The organism is Streptococcus sp. 27098_8_186 (assembly GCF_041432055.1).
In the GTDB taxonomy this organism is placed as follows: domain Bacteria; phylum Bacillota; class Bacilli; order Lactobacillales; family Streptococcaceae; genus Streptococcus; species Streptococcus dentalis.
Genome location: NZ_JAPVYV010000001.1, coordinates 384,934 through 407,065 on the forward strand (window position 1 = coordinate 384,934; position 22,132 = coordinate 407,065).

24 protein-coding genes and 1 tRNA gene are annotated in these 22,132 nt (G+C 44.6%); 2 read left to right on the forward strand and 23 right to left on the reverse strand.

The window, feature by feature from the left end:
• Positions 1-108 precede the first annotated feature (108 nt).
• The 14 genes from smpB to O3602_RS01900 all read right to left on the reverse strand — a co-directional run bounded on the left by smpB (position 109) and on the right by O3602_RS01900 (position 12,546).
• Positions 109-576 carry an SsrA-binding protein SmpB gene (gene smpB / locus O3602_RS01835; protein WP_003005443.1) on the reverse strand — a complete coding sequence of 156 codons (468 nt, stop codon included), beginning with the start codon at positions 574-576 and terminating at the stop codon, positions 109-111.
• Entirely contained in the window at positions 539-2,899 is a 2,361-nt protein-coding gene (rnr, locus tag O3602_RS01840; protein WP_003013344.1) for a ribonuclease R, read from the reverse strand. Before rnr ends, smpB begins: the two co-directional genes overlap by 38 nt.
• Positions 2,900-2,995: 96 nt before the next feature.
• Positions 2,996-3,229: a preprotein translocase subunit SecG gene (gene secG / locus O3602_RS01845; protein WP_003005710.1), complete on the reverse strand. Its 234-nt coding sequence runs from the start codon at positions 3,227-3,229 to the stop codon at positions 2,996-2,998.
• 41 nt (positions 3,230-3,270) lie between these two features.
• Positions 3,271-3,420 carry a 50S ribosomal protein L33 gene (gene rpmG, locus O3602_RS01850; RefSeq protein ID WP_003013480.1) on the reverse strand — a complete coding sequence of 50 codons (150 nt, stop codon included), beginning with the start codon at positions 3,418-3,420 and terminating at the stop codon, positions 3,271-3,273.
• On the reverse strand, positions 3,410-4,609 hold the full coding sequence (locus tag O3602_RS01855) for a multidrug efflux MFS transporter (protein WP_227223626.1): 1,200 nt from the start codon (positions 4,607-4,609) through the stop codon (positions 3,410-3,412). Before O3602_RS01855 ends, rpmG begins: the two co-directional genes overlap by 11 nt.
• A gap of 16 nt (positions 4,610-4,625) precedes the next feature.
• On the reverse strand, positions 4,626-5,222 hold the full coding sequence (gene coaE, locus O3602_RS01860; protein WP_342977171.1) for a dephospho-CoA kinase: 597 nt from the start codon (positions 5,220-5,222) through the stop codon (positions 4,626-4,628).
• Complete coding sequence (mutM, locus tag O3602_RS01865) at positions 5,223-6,047, reverse strand: DNA-formamidopyrimidine glycosylase (RefSeq protein ID WP_371611038.1); 825 nt, start codon at positions 6,045-6,047, stop codon at positions 5,223-5,225.
• A 48-nt stretch (positions 6,048-6,095) separates the two neighbouring features.
• A complete protein-coding gene (gene era / locus O3602_RS01870) occupies positions 6,096-6,995 on the reverse strand; it encodes a GTPase Era (protein ID WP_003004993.1) in 900 nt (299 codons plus the stop codon).
• Between the two features lie 29 nt (positions 6,996-7,024).
• The gene (locus O3602_RS01875; RefSeq protein ID WP_371611039.1) at positions 7,025-7,423 is read right to left on the reverse strand and encodes a diacylglycerol kinase family protein; all 399 of its coding nucleotides are present in this window, start codon (positions 7,421-7,423) and stop codon (positions 7,025-7,027) included.
• Positions 7,404-7,901, reverse strand: a complete 498-nt coding sequence (ybeY, locus tag O3602_RS01880) for an rRNA maturation RNase YbeY (RefSeq protein ID WP_003005431.1) — start codon at positions 7,899-7,901, stop codon at positions 7,404-7,406. The genes O3602_RS01875 and ybeY overlap by 20 nt, the downstream gene beginning before the upstream one ends.
• A gap of 96 nt (positions 7,902-7,997) precedes the next feature.
• A complete protein-coding gene (gene tetB(46), locus O3602_RS01885) occupies positions 7,998-9,734 on the reverse strand; it encodes a tetracycline efflux ABC transporter Tet(46) subunit B (RefSeq protein ID WP_371611040.1) in 1,737 nt (578 codons plus the stop codon).
• A gap of 1 nt (position 9,735) precedes the next feature.
• Complete coding sequence (gene tetA(46) / locus O3602_RS01890; RefSeq protein ID WP_003013187.1) at positions 9,736-11,460, reverse strand: tetracycline efflux ABC transporter Tet(46) subunit A; 1,725 nt, start codon at positions 11,458-11,460, stop codon at positions 9,736-9,738.
• A 393-nt stretch (positions 11,461-11,853) separates the two neighbouring features.
• A tRNA-Thr gene (locus O3602_RS01895) sits at positions 11,854-11,926 on the reverse strand.
• A 50-nt stretch (positions 11,927-11,976) separates the two neighbouring features.
• A complete protein-coding gene (locus O3602_RS01900; RefSeq protein WP_003013062.1) occupies positions 11,977-12,546 on the reverse strand; it encodes a GNAT family N-acetyltransferase in 570 nt (189 codons plus the stop codon).
• A 200-nt stretch (positions 12,547-12,746) separates the two neighbouring features.
• On the opposite strand from O3602_RS01900, the gene ald reads away from it, so the two are divergent.
• Positions 12,747-13,859 carry an alanine dehydrogenase gene (gene ald, locus O3602_RS01905; RefSeq protein ID WP_003013302.1) on the forward strand — a complete coding sequence of 371 codons (1,113 nt, stop codon included), beginning with the start codon at positions 12,747-12,749 and terminating at the stop codon, positions 13,857-13,859.
• Positions 13,860-13,906: 47 nt separating this feature from the next.
• On the opposite strand, the gene O3602_RS01910 is transcribed toward ald, so the two are convergent.
• The 7 genes from O3602_RS01910 to rplK form a co-directional block, all read right to left on the reverse strand.
• Complete coding sequence (locus tag O3602_RS01910; protein WP_270299351.1) at positions 13,907-14,902, reverse strand: PhoH family protein; 996 nt, start codon at positions 14,900-14,902, stop codon at positions 13,907-13,909.
• Between the two features lie 79 nt (positions 14,903-14,981).
• Positions 14,982-15,197 carry a YozE family protein gene (locus O3602_RS01915; protein ID WP_003005127.1) on the reverse strand — a complete coding sequence of 72 codons (216 nt, stop codon included), beginning with the start codon at positions 15,195-15,197 and terminating at the stop codon, positions 14,982-14,984.
• Positions 15,198-15,207: 10 nt separating this feature from the next.
• Positions 15,208-16,062 carry an RNA-binding virulence regulatory protein CvfB gene (gene cvfB, locus O3602_RS01920; protein ID WP_371611041.1) on the reverse strand — a complete coding sequence of 285 codons (855 nt, stop codon included), beginning with the start codon at positions 16,060-16,062 and terminating at the stop codon, positions 15,208-15,210.
• 99 nt (positions 16,063-16,161) lie between these two features.
• Complete coding sequence (frr, locus tag O3602_RS01925; protein WP_003005165.1) at positions 16,162-16,719, reverse strand: ribosome recycling factor; 558 nt, start codon at positions 16,717-16,719, stop codon at positions 16,162-16,164.
• A 19-nt stretch (positions 16,720-16,738) separates the two neighbouring features.
• Positions 16,739-17,470, reverse strand: coding sequence for a UMP kinase (gene pyrH, locus O3602_RS01930; protein WP_003005706.1), 732 nt, complete (start codon positions 17,468-17,470; stop codon positions 16,739-16,741).
• 163 nt (positions 17,471-17,633) lie between these two features.
• Positions 17,634-18,323, reverse strand: coding sequence for a 50S ribosomal protein L1 (gene rplA / locus O3602_RS01935; RefSeq protein WP_003005355.1), 690 nt, complete (start codon positions 18,321-18,323; stop codon positions 17,634-17,636).
• Between the two features lie 97 nt (positions 18,324-18,420).
• Positions 18,421-18,846, reverse strand: coding sequence for a 50S ribosomal protein L11 (gene rplK / locus O3602_RS01940; protein WP_003005369.1), 426 nt, complete (start codon positions 18,844-18,846; stop codon positions 18,421-18,423).
• A gap of 160 nt (positions 18,847-19,006) precedes the next feature.
• Here rplK and O3602_RS01945 point away from each other — a divergent pair, with 160 nt between their 5' ends.
• The gene (locus tag O3602_RS01945; protein WP_003013304.1) at positions 19,007-19,351 is read left to right on the forward strand and encodes a DUF3397 family protein; all 345 of its coding nucleotides are present in this window, start codon (positions 19,007-19,009) and stop codon (positions 19,349-19,351) included.
• Positions 19,352-19,392: 41 nt separating this feature from the next.
• On the opposite strand, the gene O3602_RS01950 is transcribed toward O3602_RS01945, so the two are convergent.
• Together O3602_RS01950 and O3602_RS01955 are read right to left on the reverse strand one after the other, a co-directional pair.
• Positions 19,393-21,711, reverse strand: coding sequence for an HAD-IC family P-type ATPase (locus O3602_RS01950; protein WP_155172291.1), 2,319 nt, complete (start codon positions 21,709-21,711; stop codon positions 19,393-19,395).
• Between the two features lie 8 nt (positions 21,712-21,719).
• Positions 21,720-22,106: a VOC family protein gene (locus tag O3602_RS01955; RefSeq protein WP_371611042.1), complete on the reverse strand. Its 387-nt coding sequence runs from the start codon at positions 22,104-22,106 to the stop codon at positions 21,720-21,722.
• Positions 22,107-22,132: the final 26 nt, after the last annotated feature.

Below are 22,132 nucleotides of genomic sequence, written 5' to 3' on the forward strand. Positions count from 1 at the left end.
CACTACCCTTATCATACATAAAAAAGCCCCTTTTTACAAGTTGGAAAAAGGAGAACCCGTTACCACAAAAAGACAGATCTGAAACAAGTTTCAAAACTGCCTTTTTCTTTAACGTGTATTGTACTGTTTCATGACCCGTGCGATGTCTCGGTTTTGTTCCCGACGTTTGATGGACTCACGCTTGTCATAATCATGTTTCCCTTTAGCGAGCCCCAAAAGCAATTTGGCATAGCCATCCTTGAGATAGACCTTCAAAGGCACCAAGGTCATTCCGGTCCCTTTGGTGTCTTGGTCCAGCTTTTGGATTTGCTTTTTATGAAGCAGGAGCTTGCGACGACGGTCTGGATCTTGGTTCCAAATATTGCCTTCCTCGTAAGGGGCAATGTGGACATTGCTAAGCCAAACTTCGCCATTTTTTACTTGTGCAAAACCATCTTTCAAGTTAATGCGTGCTGCACGGACACTTTTGATCTCTGTCCCCGTCAGCACCATCCCTGCTTCTATTGTATCCACGATGGTGTAGTCATGTCTCGCCTTTTTATTTTGCGCGACTACCTTTCCTTCGCCCTTTGCCATGTTTGGCTCCTTTCTTTGCTACTTCCTTGTAAAATGGTTTCTTCCCTTTTTTCTTTTTGGATTTAGATGAAGAATCTTTCCGTTTGTCATCTTTTCTAGCGGTTGATCCCTTAGAAACTTTTTTGTCCTTGCGTCTGCGATCCCTGCGATTACCATCTCGGTCACGCCCTTTAGCCTTGAGGCCTTTTTCGACGACATCCCATTCACTTGGAATATAAGAGAAATCAATCTCTCCTGTCATCTTGTCGGCTCTTTCTACCTTGATTCGGATTTGCTGACCGACACGGAAGGTCACTCCCGATTTTTCTCCCCGAAGGGTGAGATCTCTTTCGTTAAAATGGTAGAATTCAGGAAGATTGGTAATATGGATCAAGCCTTCAACTGTATTTGGCAACTCCACAAAGAGGCCAAATTTCACCACACTGGAAACCACGGCATCGTACTCTTCCCCAACATAGTCTTCCATGTATTCTGCCTTCTTCATGGCTTCTACTTCGCGCTCTGCATCAATAGCTCGGCGTTCCCGACTAGAGGATTGGCTGGCAATGTCTGGAAGAACTTGCTCAAAGTGCTCTGCTACTTCTTGGGATTTTCCATATTCGCGCACCATTCGATGAACCATCAGGTCCGGATACCGACGAATGGGACTGGTAAAGTGGGTATAATACTCAGCAGCAAGCCCATAGTGGCCATGGTTATGCTCTGAGTAGCGGGCCTGCTGCATCGAGCGCAACAACATCATCGAAAGGACATCTGCATAGGGTTCTCCTTCGACCTTGCGCATAATTTCTTGCAGGGCTTCTTGGCTCATCTCACTAGCCGTTCCGTAGATTTGGATCCCAAAGCTAGAAGCATAATCGATAAACTTCTGTACTTTTTCTGCTTTTGGATCTTCGTGAATCCGGTAGATGAACGGCAGTTTCAGTCGTGTAAAGTGCTCCGCCACTGTCTCATTAGCAATCAGCATAAAGGACTCAATCATCCGCTCGGCAATTCCTCTTTGACGAAGGACGATATCGACCGGTTTTCCTTCTTTATTGACCAGAATTTTAGCCTCATTGGTATCAAAATTAAGGGCTCCGCGGCGAATCCGCATACTCTCTAAAATGCCGTGCAAGGTGGCCATTTGATGAATACTTGGGACAATTTTCTTAAAGATTTGAGCCTTTTCTTCGTCTCCTGCTAAGATATCATTGACGTCGCTATAGGTCATTCGGAAGGTTGTCTTGATCACTGTTTGGGTAATGGTATGCTTGACAACCTTGCCATGAGGATCAATCTCCATGATGGCAGACTGGGTCAGGCGATCCACATTCGGATTTAAAGAACAAATCCCATTGGAGAGACGCTCTGGTAACATGGGTACTACTCGGTCAGTCACATAGACAGAGGTTGCCCGATTCAGAGCTTCCTTGTCAAGTGCTGAACCTTCTGTAACATAATAAGAAACATCTGCGATATGAACACCCAGCTCAAAGTTGCCGTTCTTGAGTAGCTTGATATGGACCGCATCGTCCAAGTCTTTGGCATCTGCCCCATCAATGGTAAAGGTGATCTCATCTCGCAGATCCAAGCGTCCCTCTAAATCCATAGCAGACGGTGCATCTGGAACCTGCGCAGCCTCTTTCAGCACTTCTTCTGGAAATTCTGAGACGATGTCCATGGATTCTAACACTTCCAAGACATCGATTCCTGGATCTGTCACATGACCGACCACATCCCGTACCGTCGCTACAAAATAATTGTGCTTGCGGCTCGGGTATTGATCAATTTCGACCTTGAGGATTTCGGTCCCTTCCAATTGGATGGCTGGCTTCTTCACATAGATCAGCTGGCTGATTTTTTGATTTTTCGAACGAATGTAGCCGGCATATTTAGGTTTTTCCTCATCCAGGACAATTTGTCCAACTACCGTTTTGATGCTATGTTCCAAGACATCAATAATCTTAGCTTCTGCTGCCGTTCCCTTGTTTCGGTCTGCTACCTTGGTAATAACGATCTCAACGGTGTCGCCATCGATAGCGTGGTTGACATCATTTCGGCCAACAAAGAGGTCCTCTTCTTCGCCCTCTAAACTGACAAAGCCAAAGCCATTTTTATGGGCATGAAAAATCCCCTTGAGAGTAATGGCTGGGGCCTTCTTTTGAGCCAAACGAAGAGAGCCATCATCTTCGAATTTCAACTCATGACGGCGTTCCATCAGAGAGATGGTTTTGACCAAGTCACGGAAATCCTTAGACCCTTCTTTTCCTAGAGCCGCTGCCAGATCATTGATCTGGACTTTGTCATGCTCTTGTAAATATTCTTTAATACTTGTTTTCATGAATGTATTTGCTGGTTATCCAGCCTCCTTTTTTCTATCTGGTTGGGATATCGTTTTGCAAAATAAAAATAGGCAAAGACATTGTCTGAGCCTATCTTATCTACTAGAAAGTACCATTAAAATCATCGCAATCAATAACCAAAAGAAGATCATAACAGCTGTTAAGCGTTGCATCACGGCTTCAAACCCGCGCGCTTTTGATCGTTCAAATAAGTCATTTGAGCTTGCGTCAAAGACGTTGCTCGATTGGTTTTTCGTTGGTTGCATAAAGATTGCAATAATAATCAATACTGATAATACTAGTAAAATAGTTGTTAATGCTCCGCTCATAATTAAAACTCCTTAAAATCTAAACTATTATATCATGAAAATCATTTTGATTCAATATGTAAGATTACTTTTCTTTCCTTGGGACAATACTTCAAGACCTGGATCTTTTCAGGATGGGTTTTGGTATTCTTACTGGTCAAATAATTCTGACTCCCACAGCTGGTGCAAGTCAATTGAACTTTAATTCGCACGTACGTCTCTCACTTTCAAATACTTTCTAAATAAGAACAAGAGGAACATCAAATCGGTAAAAGCCAAAAGGGCTGTACCGTAAAATACCCAATGATAGCCAAAATGCATGAAAATACTCGATCCCATCATTGGCCCTAATACACCACCTAAGTAATAAAAGAGCTGGTTGTAGCTAAAGATCCGAGAAATCCCTTCAGGAGGGGTTAATCGATTCAATAATGCAGAAACTCCAGGTAGTAGGGCTCCTGTCCCGATCCCAAAGAGGAAACGTAAGATTCCTAATTGTAGGGGTGTTTGCGCTTGGGCACAAAGGATATAGAGACAGCCACTGTAAAGAAGGGCGATTAATAAGAGCCGGTGATTCCCGATTCGGTCTCCGAGTTTTCCCATCCAACCCGAAAAGAGCATACTAGAGACTCCCATAGCTGAAACAATCATCCCCGATACGAAGATCAGGTTATCTCTTTGTCCCAAAGCTCGCACATAAAGAGGCAGGATCGGAGAAATAGATTGGGCGATCATTTGAATGGTCATGCTGGTCAAAAAGAGACCCAAGAGGATATCTTTTTGCTGAATGGACATGAGCAACTCCCAGCTGGATTTTTGTTCTTCTTTTGGAAGGGGCTCATAGTCTTCCTCAATGCCCCAGAAGGTTAAGAGGGAAACCAAAAATAAGAAGAAGCCGACCAAGAGAAAGACATTGCGCATGCCTAGATTTTCAGCAATGAGACCCCCAATCAAAGGGCCCATCAAGGTTCCAGCTACGACACCAGTCGACAAAGTCCCTAGGGCATAGCCAGATTGGTCCTTGGGAACTTGACTGGCAATCAGGGCTGTACTATTGGGAACAAAGCCTGAAAAGACCCCATTGAGCAAGCGCAGGACCAAGAGCCAAAAGACAGAAGGGACAAAGGCAATGCCTCCCATGGTCAGCGTCATGGCAATGGAAGCTCTAAGCATCATAGGTTTTCGACCATAGCGGTCGGCCAGGCTCCCCCAGATGGGGGACATGATCGCGGAAGTCACAGAAGAACTCGCGACGGCAATCCCAGCATAAAGGGGAACAGCCTTACCCGTAACACCCAACTCTTCCACAAAGAGGGCCATAAAAGGGACGACTAAAGAAAGGCTGGCTCCGATGAAAAAGCACCCGATCCAGGCAATATATAGATTTTTACGCCAATTGATTTCTCTTGTGATAAAATCATCTTCTTTCTAATTGTTTTAGGGCTGCATCTAATTGGGCATAGAGGGCCGTTAGATCGCCATTATTGTCTAAGACCAGATCTGCATGGACTCTTTTTTCATCTAGCGGCATTTGAGACGCGATGCGTTCTTGGGCCTGCAGTTCTGATAAGTGGTTGCGTTCCATCAGGCGTTTGAGCTGGGTTTCTTTTGATACAGCTACCAACCAGACAGATTCAAACCACTCTTCATAGCCTTGTTCAATTAAGAGTGGAATATCCATAAAAAAGAGATCGGATTGTGCAGCTTGTCTATCTCTTACCTCTGCTAGAGCCTCACGAATAAGCCTGCCTTGGACGCGATTGGACCAGTCTCGTTCACTAGGGTCTGAAAAGATCCGCTGACCCAAAGCGACGCGATCCAACTCTCCTTCTTTGGTAAGGATCTCTCTACCAAAATGATCTACTAGGACACGGTAGAGGGCTCCTCCTGGTGCTTGCAAATCATGAACCACTTGATCCGCATCAATGACAGGATACCCTTTTTCTCTCAGATAGGAGGTCACAGTGGACTTTCCTGAAGCAATCCCTCCTGTTAATCCGATGATTCTTGCCATCTAGTTCTCCTTTTGGCAGTGGGGGCAAAAATGGGTTCCGCGTCCCCCCAGCTGAATTTTCTCAATCGGCGTCCCGCAGCGCAAACACGGCTGGCCTGTTTTTCCATAGACCTGGTGTTCTTCCTGCATGGTGCCGTCTTCTCCAAAAGCATTGCTGTAGGAGCGAATGGTGGAGCCACCCTTTTTAACAGCTTGAGCAAGCACAGCAATCGTTTCTTTGCGGATTACTTTGGCTTCTCTAGCAGTCAAGCTTTGACCCAAACGGGCTGGATGAACCTTGGCTCGATAAAGGACCTCATCCACATAGATATTGCCCAGACCAGCCACTAATTTTTGGTCTAAAAGAGCTGATTTAATGGGTTTCTTTGATTTTTTAAGAGCTGCTTGGAAGGCTGGTGCTTTAAAATCCGCTTCCGTCGGCTCTGGACCAATTTTTTTCGCCAAAAAATAGCTGTCGACAAGCTCAGGTACTAGGACTTCCATGGTCCCAAACTTGCGGACATCTTCATAGACCAGGGTGCTACCATCTGTAAAATGAAAGAAGACATGGGCATGCTTGCGAAGAGGAACCTCGTCTGGATAAAAGAAATACTTGCCTTCCATCCGCAAATGCGAGATGAGGACCAGATCCGTCAGATAAAATAAAAGGTATTTCCCACGGCGCCCCATGACCCGAATTTCTTGGCCTGGGAGATCTTGACGAAAAGTATCCAGATCCGTCTGAATCATCTTTGGATACTTTACTTCCACGGACTGGATGGTTTTCCCAAGAATTAATTTCTCAAGACCGCGTCGAACCGTCTCTACTTCTGGTAATTCAGGCATAGCTTCTCCTTCTCTAAAAACAAGAAGCAGGCTTCTGCCCACCTCTTCTTAATATTCTTTTTCGTTGTATCCGAAATCAGCTAGGTCTAATTTCTTATCCCGCCAATTTTTCTTGACCTTGACCCAGGTTTCTAGGAAGACTTTGTCCCCTAGCATGAGCTCGATATCCTTACGCGCAAGGGTTCCAATCTTCTTGAGCATGGCGCCGCCTTTTCCGATGACAATCCCTTTTTGGCTATCGCGCTCGACCATGATGGTTGCACGGATATGTACCTTATCTGTCTCTTCATCCCGCTTCATAGAATCCACGACTACTGCCACAGAGTGGGGAATTTCTTCCCGCGTTAAATGCAAAACCTTTTCACGGATCATTTCAGAGACCAAGAAGCGCTCTGGATGGTCAGTGATTTGGTCGGCAGGGAAATATTGGAAACCTTCTTCCAAGTTTTCACTCAAAATATCAATCAAACGCGAAACATTGTTTCCTTGGAGGGCTGAAATCGGCACGATTTCCTTGAAATCCATCTGACTACGGAAGTCATCGATTTGCGCCAAGAGTTGGTCAGGGTGCACCTTGTCGATCTTGTTGACCACCAGAATAACCGGCACCTTAGCAGCCTTGAGACGCTCGATGATCATGTCATCGCCCTTCCCACGTGGCTCATCTGCTGGCACCATAAAGAGAACGGTATCCACTTCTCGAAGGGTGCTATAGGCCGACTCCACCATGAAGTCTCCAAGCGCTGTCTTGGGTTTGTGAATCCCTGGGGTATCGATAAAGACGATCTGTTCCTTATCCGTCGTATAAATCCCCATAATCTTATTGCGCGTTGTCTGCGCCTTGTCACTCATGATGGCAATTTTTTGCCCCATGACGTGGTTCAAAAACGTTGACTTCCCAACATTGGGACGTCCTAAAATGGCTACAAAGCCTGATTTAAATGTCATATTATCCTTTCACGAGGGCATACTCCCTCTTATCCAAATACCAAGGCCCAGAATTTGGGCACAAAAATCACCAGTCCTGTTAGTAGGGCAAAGCCTGATACGACGAGGACTGCTCCAGCTGCCATGTCTTTGGCATTCTTTGCCAACATGGAGAAATGGTAGTTACTCGCTAAATCCACCACATTTTCAATGGCTGAATTCATAATTTCAAAAGCAATCACCAAGGTGATACTGAGCAATAAAAAGAGCCATTCTATCGCAGAAATCCTAAATACCAAACCAGCAAGAATTGCTACAAGGGCTGATAAGGCATGCTTGCGCATATTGCGCTCTTCTTTGATCGCTGTGAAAATTCCTGTTATCGCAAACTCCAGACTTGAAGTGAAGTCCCGATTTTTCCATTTTCGCTTATTGTCTTGTGAGTCCATAGGCTGTCAAAATCTCTTCCTGTAAGCCAAACATTTCCTTTTCTTCCTCCGGCGTATAGTGATCATAGCCATTGATGTGAAGAAAACCATGCACTGCTAAAAATCCCATTTCGCGCTCAAAGCTGTGGCCATATTCTTCGGCTTGCTCACGCGCCTTGTCAATTGAAATAAAGAGCTCACCAATATAGGTATCGAATTCAGCCATCATCTCTGCCAATTCTGGATTTTCTGCAAGGTCTTCCTCATCAAAAGAAATCTCCATCTCTGGCTTGTATTCTAAACTGATGACATCCGTCGGACGATCCGTATCACGGTATTCAAGATTTAGTTCATGACTGCGTTCATTGGTTACAAAAGTCACAGCCATTTCCTTGTCTTCTTTCCCAATTTTTTGAGCAGCAAATTCTAAAATTTCTTGCGTTTGTTTTAAGATTTCGTCAGAGACTTGACCAGTCTCATCTACCATTTCAATATACATCTGGATCACCTCACTATTATCACTTCATTATAGCATAAAACCAGCCTATATACTAGATACAGGCTGGTTTTCAATCTTTTTCTTTACACGACAATCTTACACCACTGTTTGCTGGATGGCATTCATCTGGGCATAGATCCCGCCTTGTGCAACCAGTTCCTCGTGTCTACCACGCTCCACAATGCGTCCTTCAGATAAGACTAAGATCTGATCCGCATCTTGGATAGTGGACAAGCGATGGGCAATGATAAAGGTGGTCCGGCCCTTTTGCAGGACTGCCATAGCCTGTTGGATGATTTCTTCTGTTTCCGTATCGATGTGAGAGGTTGCCTCATCCAAAATCAGAATTTGCGGATTCATATAGAGCGTCCGCGCAAAAGAAATCAATTGGCGCTCACCACTTGAAAAGGCAGATCCTTTTTCTACGACTGGATGGTCTATCCCCTTTTCAAGGCGCTCTACAAAGGGCCAAGCTCCGACTTTTTTCAAGGCATCTTTGACCGCATTCCGATCAATGTGATCCTGACTCATGGCCACATTACTAGCAATAGTCCCTGTAAATAGATAAGGATCCTGCAGAACAATCCCCATGTGTCTTCGCAGGCTCTCACGAGAAACTTGGCGAATATCTTGACCATCGATCAAAATCGCTCCTTCTTGAGGATCATAAAAACGATAGAGCAGGTTCATAATCGAAGACTTACCCGATCCAGTATGGCCCACAAGAGCGATGGTTTGACCTGGACTAGCCTGAAAGGCAATATCCCGCAGAACTGGCTTGCCTTCTTCATAGGCAAATTGAACGTCGTCAAACACGACTTGAGCTTTTTCTATCTTCAGTTCCGATGCACCATCGGCCTCTAACGGTTGGTCTAAGAAAGCAAGGACGCGGCTCCCCGTTTCTAAGGATCGCCGAATATTTGGGAATTGACGACTAAGATTGGCCATGAGATCAAATAGATTAATCACATAGTTAATATTGATAAATAAGAAACCAGCAGTCACACCGATATTGCCTTGTAGGAAAGAAATCCCAGCGATGGTCAAAATGCCCGCAATCACTAAAAACTTGAGCAATTCCGTCAAGGTCCAAGAAGCGATAGAATCAGCCAGGAGGATTCGATCATTAGCTCCTAACATCTTCTGGGTAGTGGCTTCAAACTCATCCACCACACCAGGCTCTTGATGATAGAGTTGAATCATACTGGCACCGTGCAAGAGTTCATTGACCTGGGTATTGACCTCGCTTCGCGCATCAAAGAAATCCTTCATAGGCTGGTCCGTCATGACCTTGTAGAGATACTGGATCCCATAGAAAATTGGAAAGACCAAACACAAGAGAAGGCCCATCATAGGACTCAGGTAAAAGAGAATCCCTAGGATAAAGAGGAAACGCACCAAGTAGATGACTAAAATCATACAAGAGTTATAAAACTGGGTCCGCAAGGTCTCCGTATCATTGACAATTCTTGTCGCGATCTTCCCAGCTGGCTTATCATCAAAATAAGAAATAGGCAGCCCTTGCATGACTTGAAAGGCTTGGTCTCTCAGACTAGCGGTTACTTGATTACTTCCATGTAGCAAGATCCGATTGCCCATGTAGCTAATCAGCTGCCCCAGGCTCAAGACCAAGAGATAAAAGCCTCCCATCTGAAGCAAGTCCCCTCGCCCGCCACCGTGGGTCAGTGCAGTCAAAGGCCCATCGATCATCTTTTGGAGAAGAAAGGGTGACAATTCAGAAAAAATGGTAGCTAGCAAGAGGTAAATAAAGCCAGCAAGAAAGACAGTTGGATAAAGCGTGATCCTCGATAATAATCGTTTCAAAACTTTCATCTTATTCTCCTTCCTGTTTTTGTTGCCGTTGGTATTGTTCATAATACCAGCCCTCTTGAGCTAATAAATCACTAGCCCTGCCTTCTTCTACAATACGCCCTTGATCCAAGACAATGATCCAATCCGCCTGATGAACAGCAGACAAGCGATGGGAAACAATGATGGTCGTCTTGTCTTTTCGTTCTTTTTGAATCGTGTCAATAATAGCCTGTTCAGTCTTCGCATCCACCGCCGAAAGGGAATCATCTAACAGCAAGAGCTCAGCATCTCTTAAGAAGGCACGCGCCAAAGAGATCCGTTGTTTTTGACCTCCTGATACAGAGACCCCTTTCTCACCGATCAGGGTGTCCATTCCCTGAGACATCCGCTCAAGATCATCCACAAAAGCAGCTTGGGCTACTGCTTCCACCAAGTCCTCTTGGCTGGCTCCTTTTTTACCAAGCGCTATATTTTCACGGATAGACTTGGAAAATAAAATATGTTCTTGGGAAACATAGCCAATTTTTTCTTCGATGGAGTGTCGGTTGTAGTCCACGATCGGTTGCTGGTTGACCAAGAATTCTCCCTCACCAACTGGGTACTGCCGCAAGAATTGTCGAACCAGGGTAGTCTTTCCTGCACCGGTACGACCAACAATTCCAACCGTTTGTCCTTTCTGGATAGTCCAATCAATGCCTGATAGGCTCTTTCGCTCAGCACCAGGATAGCTGAAAGAATAGTCCTTAAACTGCACCAAATCAATCTGCTCTAGGTAATGAGAACCATCTGGCTCCAGATCATCCGTTTCATCAATCACTTCTTTTAATTTTTTATAGGACATTTGCCCTGTCTGGTAGACCAAGATCAAGTCCGCCATCATCCACATAGGCTCAATTAAAAAGACCAAATACAGCTGTAAAGCCAATAACTTGCCAAGGCTCAACTGCCCGCTTGCCAGGGACTGGCCTCCAAATAGTAGGAGCAAGACCGTCGAGAATCCAATAAACAACAGGGCTAAAGGTCCAAAAGAATACTGGATAGAGGCAATTTTATCCCCTGTTTTGGATAGACTGGCTGTTTTCTTCTGAAACTGTTTGACCTGCTGGTCCCGTCTACTATAGGCCCGCATGACCCGAATTCCTTCGATGGACTCCAAGACTTCATCGTTCAACTGAGCGACCGCTTCCCGGTTTTGCTCAACATACTCCTCCTGCTTTCTACTCAAAAAATAGGTAGAGACGACGAGGAAGATCATGGGAATAAAGGAAATCAAGGTTAATTGCCAAGAAATGAAAAACATGGTCGGAATAATAAAGGCAAACAAGCCACCGCCAAACAGGAGCACCATCATCCCGTAACCAGCCATATCGGCCATTCCATCCACATCTGTCGTGAACCGCGTCAAGAGATCCCCTGAACGGAATTTCTCAAAAAAGGGACGCCGCATAGCTACTAGCTTACGAAACGCTTGTCCCTGAAGGGTTGCCTTGAAATGGACTGACGACTGAAAGAGTCGCAACTGCCAATAAAAAGCTGTCAGGTAATTAAGGATGGCTGACCCTACCAAGAGGACCATATCCCATACAAAGTTGGATTGCGTCAGCGTCTGCTGACTCAAATGATCCACTAAACGCTGGATAACTTGCGTCGGGATCAATAAGGTGTAATCATAAAGAATCAGGACCATAGCGATCTTCACATATCGCCACTTGCGTTCCCTGATATACTCCCAAATAGCTCTGATCATATATTCTCCTTTTCAAAACGGCACAGAAAAAACCCAAGCAAGGAGCTGAGTACGTGCTCAGTCCACACTTGGGCCTTCTGATGCCTCTCACCAATTCAGTTAAGGCAGGTAAAAATGCATACAAAAAACCCAAGACAGACTCCTCCATCTTGGGTTCCATTTATGGTTTACATCGAACTCAACTGAGATTGGAGAAGTTGTGTATTCAATTGTGTCATCAAGAATGCTACTTTGTTCATGATGGTTTTCTCCTTTCTCTTTGTTGTTCTAACTTTACCACGTATTTTTGTGCTTGTCAACGCTTTTTTGAAAATTGTTGAAAAAAGCAAAATTTTTAAGATGGACTCGCAAAAAAAGAAGCCTAGATCCTCTCTAAGCTTCCCTCTTCTTCTATGCTAGTTGCCGGGATTGAACCGGCGACCTCATCCTTACCATGGATGCGCTCTACCGACTGAGCTAAACCAGCAGTACCTATCTACTATATCATGGAGATAGGCCTTTTGTCAATATCCTGACTCATTTTTCTGACAAATATTCTTCCTTAGTGAGGACATAGTGGACTCTTGTCACCATTCTCCCTTCTTCATGCAGGTCTAGCATCGCGTAGGGCTCCTCGTGAGAATATTTCATCCCTGATTTGGCCATCACCCGTCCAGAAGCTGGGTTGTCCTGATCATGAACAGCAATGAGCTTGTTCATCCCTAACTGTTCAAAAGCCAAGTCAATGACTGCCTTGGTAGCCTCTGTCGCAAGACCTTGGTTCCAATAGTCTTTATTCAGAACATAGCCGATACTCCCCTTCTTCAGACAAAGATCCAAATCCAGTAAATCAATCGTCCCGATAAATTTTCCATTTTCTTTGAGCTCGATCCCCCATTTTCCAAGTGGGCTCGCTAGGTAAAAGAGGGCAATATTATTACGCGTCTCTTCTAGACTTTGATTGGTTGGAAACGTATAGCGTGTAACTGTCTCATCAGAAGCGTACTCAAACATAGCCGGTGCATCTTCAAGAGTGACCGGACGCAAGTGCAAACGCTCTGTCTCCACTTCACGATAAGCCACTAACTTCACATATAAATTTTCCATTTGACACTCCTTCTTTAGGGATTAGTTTAGCAAATAACCTAAAGGAAGGCAAGCTCAAATTTTTCTTGCTTTTTATTCTACTTTTCTATACAATAATATCAATCAAAACAATCGGATAAGGAGTAAAAAGGTCATTGAGTCAAGAGAGCAATCTCACAACAATGGCCTTTTTACACCTAAATCTGAGCAAGGAGGCAAGAATGCTCATTGGAATTCCTAAAGAAATTAAAAACAACGAAAATCGGGTCGGTTTGACTCCCGCAGGCGTACAAAGCTTGGTCAAGAAAGGACATCAAGTTTTAGTGGAAACAAATGCTGGGCTTGGTTCTGGCTTTGCGGATGAAGATTACACGAAGCAAGGGGCAACCATCGTTGCGACTGCTGCAGAAGCTTGGGCCGCTGAGATGGTGGTCAAAGTCAAAGAACCCCTCGCTGAAGAATATGGCTTCCTTCGCGAAGACCTCTTGCTCTTTACCTACTTGCATATGGCTGCTGCACCAGAATTAGCGGGCGCTATGGTCTCAGCTAAAACAACAGGTGTGGCCTACGAAACGGTGCGTGACCTTGATGGACAATTGCCACTCTTGGTGCCAATGAGTGAGGTTGCTGGACGGATGGCCGTGCAAATCGGTGCTCACTTCCTGACCAAACAAGAAGGTGGATCAGGAGTCCTCCTAGGTGGGGTACCAGGTGTTCCCAAAGGAAAAGTCACCATCATCGGAGGCGGGGTCGTTGGAACCCACGCGGCTCGTATCGCCCTTGGACTTGGTGCCCAAGTGACCATCTTAGATATCAGTGCTAAACGTTTGGCTGTTCTGGAAGATGTCTTTGGTCACCAAATCCAAACCCTTATGTCCAATCCATTTAACATTGAGGCCAGCGTCCGTGATGCCGATGTTGTCATCGGTGCTGTCTTGATTCCTGGTGCTAAAGCTCCTAAATTAGTGACAGACGATATGGTTAAACAAATGCGTCCCGGTTCAGTCATCGTCGATGTGGCCGTTGACCAAGGTGGGGTTATTGAAACAGCAGACCGTGTCACAACGCATACCGAGCCAGTTTACGAAAAACATGGTGTGCTCCACTATGCCGTTGCCAATATCCCAGGGGCTGTCGCTCGTACCTCTACTATCGCCCTTACCAATGTGACCCTTCCTTATGTCGAATCCCTAGCTGACAATGGCTTCCACAAGGCCATCGCCCTAGACGAAGGCCTGTGCCAAGGGGTCACCACTTACCAAGGTCACATCACTAGCCAACCCGTTGCTACTGGTTTAGAGCGTGACTTCACACCAATTGATGAATTGGTTTAATTTCTAACATAAAAAAGGCAAAGATCTGATGATCTTTGCCTTTTCTTTTATGCTTCTTCTTCCACATCCGGTTTTTCTTTGAGCACTGGATTTGGGATTGGCTCGTAGGCCCGGATAATTTCTGCTACTACAGGATGGCGAACAACATCCTTGGCAGAGAAATGCACAAAGTCGATCTGAGAAATATTTTTCAATTTCTCCTGGGCATCAATCAAGCCGGATTTGACATTTCGAGGAAGATCGATCTGGCTAGTATCCCCATTGACAATCATCTTGGAATTAAAACCAAGACGGGTCAAAAACATCTTCATCTGCATGATGGTGGTATTTTGCGCTTCATCGAGGATGACAAAGGCATCGTCCAAGGTCCGCCCCCGCATATAAGCCAAAGGCGCAATCTCGATAATCTCCCGCTCCATCATCCGAGTGGTTTGGTCTTTCCCTAAAATCTGGTAAAGAGCATCATAGACCGGTCGTAGATAAGGGTCCACTTTTTCTTTGAGATCTCCTGGTAGGAAACCAAGGCTCTCTCCAGCTTCTACAGCAGGACGCGTCAAAATGATCCGTTTGACTTGACCACGCTTGAGGGCAGTCACGGCCAAGGTCACCGCTAGGAATGTTTTCCCAGTCCCCGCTGGTCCAATCCCAAAAGTGACATCATGGTTCTTGACACTATCGACATAGATCTTTTGACCAAGCGTTTTAACTCGAATGGGCTTGCCGTAACTATCCTTGATAATCTCTTCTTCATAGAGAGCGATGAACTTATCCAATTCACCATTTCTCACCATGGTAATGGCGGTCACCACATCCGGCGTCCCAATGGTCATGCCACGATTAACGAGGACCAAAAGAGCCTGCATGACTTGACGAACCTGCTCGCAGCTTTCTTCTTCTCCAATGATTTGGACGATTTCTGTCCGGGCATGAATAGTTACCCCAAATTCTTGCTCCATCAAACGGAGATGGCGTTCGTTAGATCCAAACAAATGAAAGAGATCGTCTGGATGCGTTAATGTAATTTCAACTGAATGTTCTTGCAAATAAAGAACCTCTCTACCTGTGTTTTTCTATTATTATAACAAAGAGGCCGAGAAAAAACCATCCTCGACCTATCCTTCTCTAGTGGGCTTGGTATTCTTCCCAAATCGCATCAAAATCGCCAAGATTAAAGGAAAAGCTGGCATGCTCTTCTAGATAGCGACTGACCTCGTCGAAGTCATCTGTATGCTTGGGAAAAGCAGACTCGTGAAAAGCAAGATCTGCTAGAATGGCCTTAGGAGCATTGCTTTTAGGATTGCGCTCCGTCATCAGCCAAGTATAAAACGATTTTCGCATAAGCCTCCTCTTAGATTAACTCTGTTCCAAACTGGTCTTGCTTGATTTTTTTGGCCTTCATCAAGCCACCCAAGGCCTTTTTGAACTGGCCTTTTGAAATCCCAAAAGTTGCCTTGATTTCTTCTGGAGATGACTTATCATTCAAGGTCATAAAGCCTCCATTGGCTTCCAAATAGGACAAAATCATTTGGGCATCGTTTTCCAACATCTCAAAGGAGCGTGGCTTCAAAGATAGGTTCAAGGTCCGGTCCACCTCACGAAATCCAATGACCCGGGTATTTAAGACCTCTCCCAAACGTGGTTCTGCATAGCGCTCACTTGGGTGGATAAAGCCCAGCATATTGTTCTCTGGAAGGTAAACAAAGGTTCCAGACAATTTCAAGCGGTAGACAATGGCTGGCCAGTTTTGGTTTTGCATATTGTTATAGGCTGGACGAGCCAAACGCTGGAAATCTTCCTGGTAGGCTAAGATCCCCCAAATCCGATCTTTCTTATCGACTTCTAAGCGAATATAGAGACGATCGCCCTTTTTAGGCCATAGATCTTTGATCTCCGGTAGGATATCTAGTGAGACAACAATCTGCTTATCTGGAAGTCCTGTATCCACGAAGACTCCTAAATCCTTGCGCACTTCCGTAACTGTTCCCCAGCCAAAGTTTTCTTGAGTTGCTGTGACTTCAATTGTCGTGAGTCGGAGCTTTTGCTTCATATCTGTATAGGCAAAGCCCTTGACACTTTCTCCGACTTGGTGTGGGCCTTCTGCTTTATCAAGCGCGTAGGTCTGGCCATCTTTTTGAACAAAATAGAAGTGATCATTTTCATCAATGACCATTCCCATGATGTAGCTTGCTAGATTCGTATTCATGTTTCCTTCTTTCCTCTTGCCTCTTCACAAGAATAATGGAAATAAAACTCAGCCAGCAGTGCCAACTGAGTCTTTCTTTCCTGTAATGGTTGGGATGGATTAAACTTCCATCAATTCTTTTTCTTTGTGAGCTGTCATTTCATCTACATGCTTAACAGCATCATCCGTAACTTTTTGGATCTCTTTTTCAAGACCTTTCAATTCATCTTCTGTGATTTCTTTTGCTTTTTCTTGTTTCTTCGCTTCATCCATAGCATCACGACGGATGTTACGGATCGCTACTTTAGCATTTTCACCCACTTTTTTCACTTCTTTTGCCAAGTCACGACGAGTTTCTTCTGTCAATGCTGGGATGACCAAGCGGATGACAGATCCATCGTTGGCTGGAGTGATGCCAAGGTCAGATGCATTGATGCTGTGCTCAATGTCTTTCAAAGATGATTTATCAAATGGAGTGATCAACAAGACACGCGCTTCTGGAATCGTGATAGATGCCAATTGGTTCAATGGAGTTTCTACTCCGTAGTATTCTACAAAAATACGATCCAAAAGACTTGCATTTGCACGTCCAGCACGGATGCTACCAAATTCACGTCCCAAACTTTGATGAGACTGAGTCATTCTTTCTTTTGCTTTTTCTACGATTGGGTTTGCCATAATCTTCCTCTATTTTCTATTATTTTTCTACGTTATTTGATACAGTTGTACCGATATTTTCACCAAAGACAACCCGTTTGATATTGCCTGGTTCATTCATATTAAAGACAACCAAGTCAATATCGTTGTCCATGGAGAGAGTGGAGGCTGTTGAGTCCATGATGCGAAGACCTTTGTTGATGACATCACGGTGAGTCAATTCCTCAAATTTCACAGCTGAAGCATCTTTTTTCGGATCGGCATTGTAAACACCATCGACCCCATTTTTAGCCATGAGAATGGCATCTGCTTCAATCTCAGCTGCACGAAGGGCTGCGGTTGTATCTGTTGAGAAGTAAGGAGAACCGATCCCTGCACCAAAGATCACGATCCGATCTTTTTCAAGGTGACGAAGGGCACGACCACGGATATATGGTTCTGCAACTTGTTGCATGGCAATCGCTGTTTGAACACGGGTATCCACGCCAACTTGTTGAAGCGAATCAGCCATCACAAGAGCATTCATGACAGTACCGAGCATCCCTGTGTAGTCTGCTTGGACACGATCCATTCCTGCTTCAGCAGCAGGTTCTCCACGCCAAAGGTTTCCCCCTCCGATCACCAAGGCAATTTCAATTCCAAGTTCATGAACTTCCTTGATTTCTTGGGCCATATTTTGGACAGTTTTGATATCGATTCCGACACCACGTTCGCCGGCAAGAGCCTCACCAGATAGCTTGATTAAGATACGTTTATACTTAGGTTCTACCATTTTCTCTCTCCTTTTTTAATCTGTATTATTTTACCATAAATTACGTTTTTTATATAGTCATATCTATCAAAATTTTCTTTTTTCCATCCGATTAGTTTTACCAACTGTAGCAAATAAAAATGGAGTACAAAAAAAGCTACCCGAAGGCAGCTTTTTATTTCAATTAAAGTGAGTTAACATCCACTTTGATACCAGGACCTTGAGTTGTAGTCAAAGTCAAGCTAGTTACGTAAGTACCTTTAGCTGTAGCTGGTTTTGCTTTTTGGATTGTGTCGTTGAAAGCTTTAAAGTTTTCAACCAATTTAGTATCATCGAATGAAACTTTACCGATGATCGCTTGAACGATACCTGCTTTATCAGCACGGTAAGTGATTTTACCACCTTTAGACTCTTCAACTGCTTTCGCAACATCCATTGTTACTGTACCAGTTTTAGGGTTTGGCATCAAGTTACGTGGTCCAAGGACACGTCCAAGACGTCCAACAAGAGCCATCATGTCAGGTGTAGCGATAACAACGTCGAAGTCCAACCAACCATCGTTGATTTTCGCAACAAGGTCATCTTCACCTACGAAGTCTGCACCAGCAGCTTTTGCTTCTTCAGCTTTTGCACCACGTGCAAATACAAGTACGCGAGCTGTTTTACCAGTTCCGTTTGGCAATACCATTGCACCACGGATTTGTTGGTCAGCTTTTTTCACGTCGATGTTCAAGTTGTAAGCAACTTCTACAGTTGCGTCAAATTTTGCAAAGTTAGTTTCTTTTGCAAGAGCTACAGCTTCTTCTACGCTGTAGACTTTTGTGCTGTCGATTTTTTCAAGAGCAGCACGAAGTTGTTTGCTTTTTTTAGCCATTTTATCTTTCTCCTTGTAATGTGGTCATATCGATTTTCATCTCCCACGTCACTCGTCATTTGATCAAGTGTATTGCGGGCAAATAGGATTGTTACAATTAGTCAGTAACAGTGAATCCCATAGAACGAGCAGTACCTTCGATCATACGCATTGCAGACTCAATGTTTGCAGCGTTCAAATCTGGCATCTTAGTTTCAGCGATTTGTTGTACTTGTGCACGAGTTACAGTTGCAACTTTCGTTTTGTTCGGTGTACCTGAACCTTTTTCAACACCTGCAGCTTTTTTCAAAAGAACAGCAGCTGGTGGTGTTTTTGTAACGAAATCGAATGATTTATCTTCATAAACAGTGATAACAACTGGGATGATCATACCAGCTTGATCAGCTGTACGAGCGTTAAACTCTTTAGTGAATCCCATGATGTTGATACCTGCTTGACCAAGCGCTGGACCAACCGGTGGAGCTGGAGTAGCTTTACCAGCAGGGATTTGCAATTTTACAAGTTTTTCGACTTTTTTAGCCATTTCTTAAATCCTCCTTTGTGGTTTTGGCGGTAATTACAGATTTTTACCTCCCACAAGTATGCTTTGTGCATACCTTTCTATTATACACGATTTCTCTTTTTTTGCAAGAAAAAATTAAAATATAGTAAACTTTTTTTTCGTTTTATGATAGAATGAAGCTATGTTAATCAAAGTTGCTTCTGTATTATTTATTTTTTTAACGCTGATTCTGAGCGGCATCATTGTTCACCTCTTTAAACTCCAAAAAAGAGGATGGCGATCCACCGATATTGCCTTTCCTTTATTTGCATTGGAGTACTACCTGATCTCAGACAGTGCCTTTTACCACAGCCTCTTACCACTGCTAGCCTTGAGCCTTTCGCTTTTGGCCTTGGGGCTAACGATTTATTTCTTAAAAAAGAAAAAGAGTTTTTATTATCCTAAATTTATCAAATACTTCTGGCGCGCTGGATTTCTGGTCACCTTCTTGCTCTATCTGATCTTAACCGTTAGTTTGTTTATCTAATACTGAAAAAGACAACTCTATCTTTGGAGTTGCCTTTTCTTTTATTTCTTCCGATGAAAGAACCAGCCCACTAGTTTCTTGAATACTTGAATCAAGAAGAGAGCAAGAACTGCCATGATAGCGCAGATAACCAGCGTTTGAAGCCTCAAGGGGCTCATGTTAAAGAATTTCCCTAGGATACTACTTGATACCAGAAAAGCTAGGATATTTCCTAGAAGAACCAGTCTCTTGTAGTGATTGAGAGGCTGGGATTCTTGGTAGATGATGGTAAAGCCAACGAAGGCCATCAAGCAGATAGCTGCACTTGAGAGCTCTTCCGACCTCATGCCAAATGTAGAAGACAGCAAGACCAGACTAAAAATCAGTATAAAATCCGTCAAGGCAGCAGGTAGTGCATTTTTAAAGACCGTTTCGATAAAACGCCCTTTGATGCGCTCGCTATTGGGCTCAAGCGCTAGAAAGAATCCTGGAATCCCAATCGTAAAACCACTGATCAAAGACATCTGCGACGGCATGATGGGATAGGTAAAGGCTAAGAGCGTCACTGAGATAGCCAACAAAATAGAAAAGATATTCTTGATCAAAAAGAGACTGGCTGATCGTTGAATATTATTGACCACCCGCCGACCTTCTGCCACGATGGACGGCATCTTCCCAAAGTCAGAATCTAGCAAGACCACTTGCGCCATCTTTTTGGTTGCATCATTTCCAGATTCCATTGCAATACTACAATCCGCTGTTTTGAGAGCCAGAATATCGTTTACTCCATCTCCAGTCATGGCGACTTTATGCCCCTTTGCCTGCAAGCCTTCTATAAGGCTTTTCTTTTGCTCTGGTGTCACCCGACCAAAGACCGTATATTGGCTCGCCGCTTGGTGCAAGTCTTCTTCCGTCAGTAAGGTTCTGGCATCGATTAACCCCTCTGCTCCTTCAATGCCTGCTTTTTGTGCTATAGCTGAGACCGTAGCTGGGTTGTCCCCCGAAATGACCTTAATAGTCACTCCTTGTTCTTTAAAGTAGGCGAAGGTTTCCTTGGCATTTTTTCTCAAAGGATTGGAGAGAATGATCCAGGCCACCAAGTCTACAGGAGCCTCTAAAGTCTCTCCCAGGTGATCTCCCCGATATTTCCCAAAGGCCAAGACCCGATTCCCTGCCTGAGTAGCAGGAATTATCTCCTCTTCAACCTCAGAGAAGCCCTCTCGTAAAACAAATTCTGGTGCCCCCAATACATAGATCCCAGATTCAAAGGCAATCGCCCCATACTTTTTCTTAGACGTAAAGGGCTGAATGTCGAGAGCCTTCCAAGGCTGGCTGACTGGTGTCTTATGAAATTTTTGGATGGCATCCATGGTATCGTTTTGATCCATACTAGCCTCTACATACTGAGCTAGAGCTTCCAAGTCTTGAGTGTCTTTAACTGGACGAATCTCTGTTACTTCCATACCCGGCTCTGTAATAGTCCCTGTCTTATCGACACAAAGGACATCCACGCGCGATAAGGTCTCAATCCCCTTCATGCTATTGAGCAGGACCTTTTCCTTGGCTAATCTGACAGCGCCTAGAGCCAGTGCCAAGGTCATCAAGAGATACAAGCCTTCTGGGATCATCCCGATCAAGGCTCCGACTGTTGAAGTCACACTAAGCTTGAGACTATCGCCTAGGCTGATATAGCTGCGAAGAAAAAGGAGGGAACCTAGCGGAATGATAAGGAGACCAATGATCCCCACGATTTGGTTGACCGCATGGACCATGTCAGACTCCTCATGAGACTTGACCTGCTTGGCTTCCAGGCTCAATTGGTTGATGTAGGAGTCGTTCCCAACTTTTTCCAATCGCGCTAGTCCTTGACCAGCGATCACAAAACTACCTGACATGAGCGCGTCTTGTGCTCCTTTTTTGACCTCATCAGCTTCACCTGTCAATTGCGACTCATCGACTTTTAGATCGCCCTCCAGCAAGACCCCATCCGCATAGATCTGGTCTCCAGCTTGAAAGCGAACTAGATCGCCCTCCACCAGCTGATCGATAGGTAGAGCGACTTCTTTTCCTTCACGAAGAACGATCGCCTCACTCATATGCAGAAATTGCATCTGACGCAAGATCCGTCGAGAGCGGACTTCCTGCACAATTCCTACCAAGGAGTTGACTACGACGACCGGGACAAACAAGAGATTGTTCCAAGACTTCACTGCTACAAGCAGGACCGCTAAGACCAAGAAAATCAGATTAAAGTAGGTAAAGACATTGTCTCGAATGATCTGCCCTACACTTTTTTCTGTCTTGATCGTGACCTTATTTTGCTTGCCCTCGTGGATCTTTTTCGCTACTTCTTCCTGACTGAGTCCTTCTAATCTATTCATTTCTTTCCTCACTCATGTATTTCCAAGGGCAATCCTTCTGGATCAAAGAAAAATGCCATCTTCTTACCATCAAAGTCATCATGGCGAAGGCCTGTATTCTCAATACCTAGCTGATCAAATTTAGCTAGATACTTCTCTACATCGTCCACTTTAAAGGCCAGATGACGCAGTCCCGCATGCTCAGGCAAGGGGAACTTCGGACGTTCTGGGGCCGTCGATTTGATAAAGAGTTCTAAAGTCAGCTGGCCCTGACGGAGATTGATCAAGATATCTCCGCGTTCGGGACGGTCATACTCACTGACAATCGCAAAGCCCAACTGGTCCACATAAAAATGCAACATAGCATCGCGATCCCGTCCAATGATGGCAATATGATGAATCGTGTCTAACTTCATCTGGTCCTACTTTCTATTTTCTATAA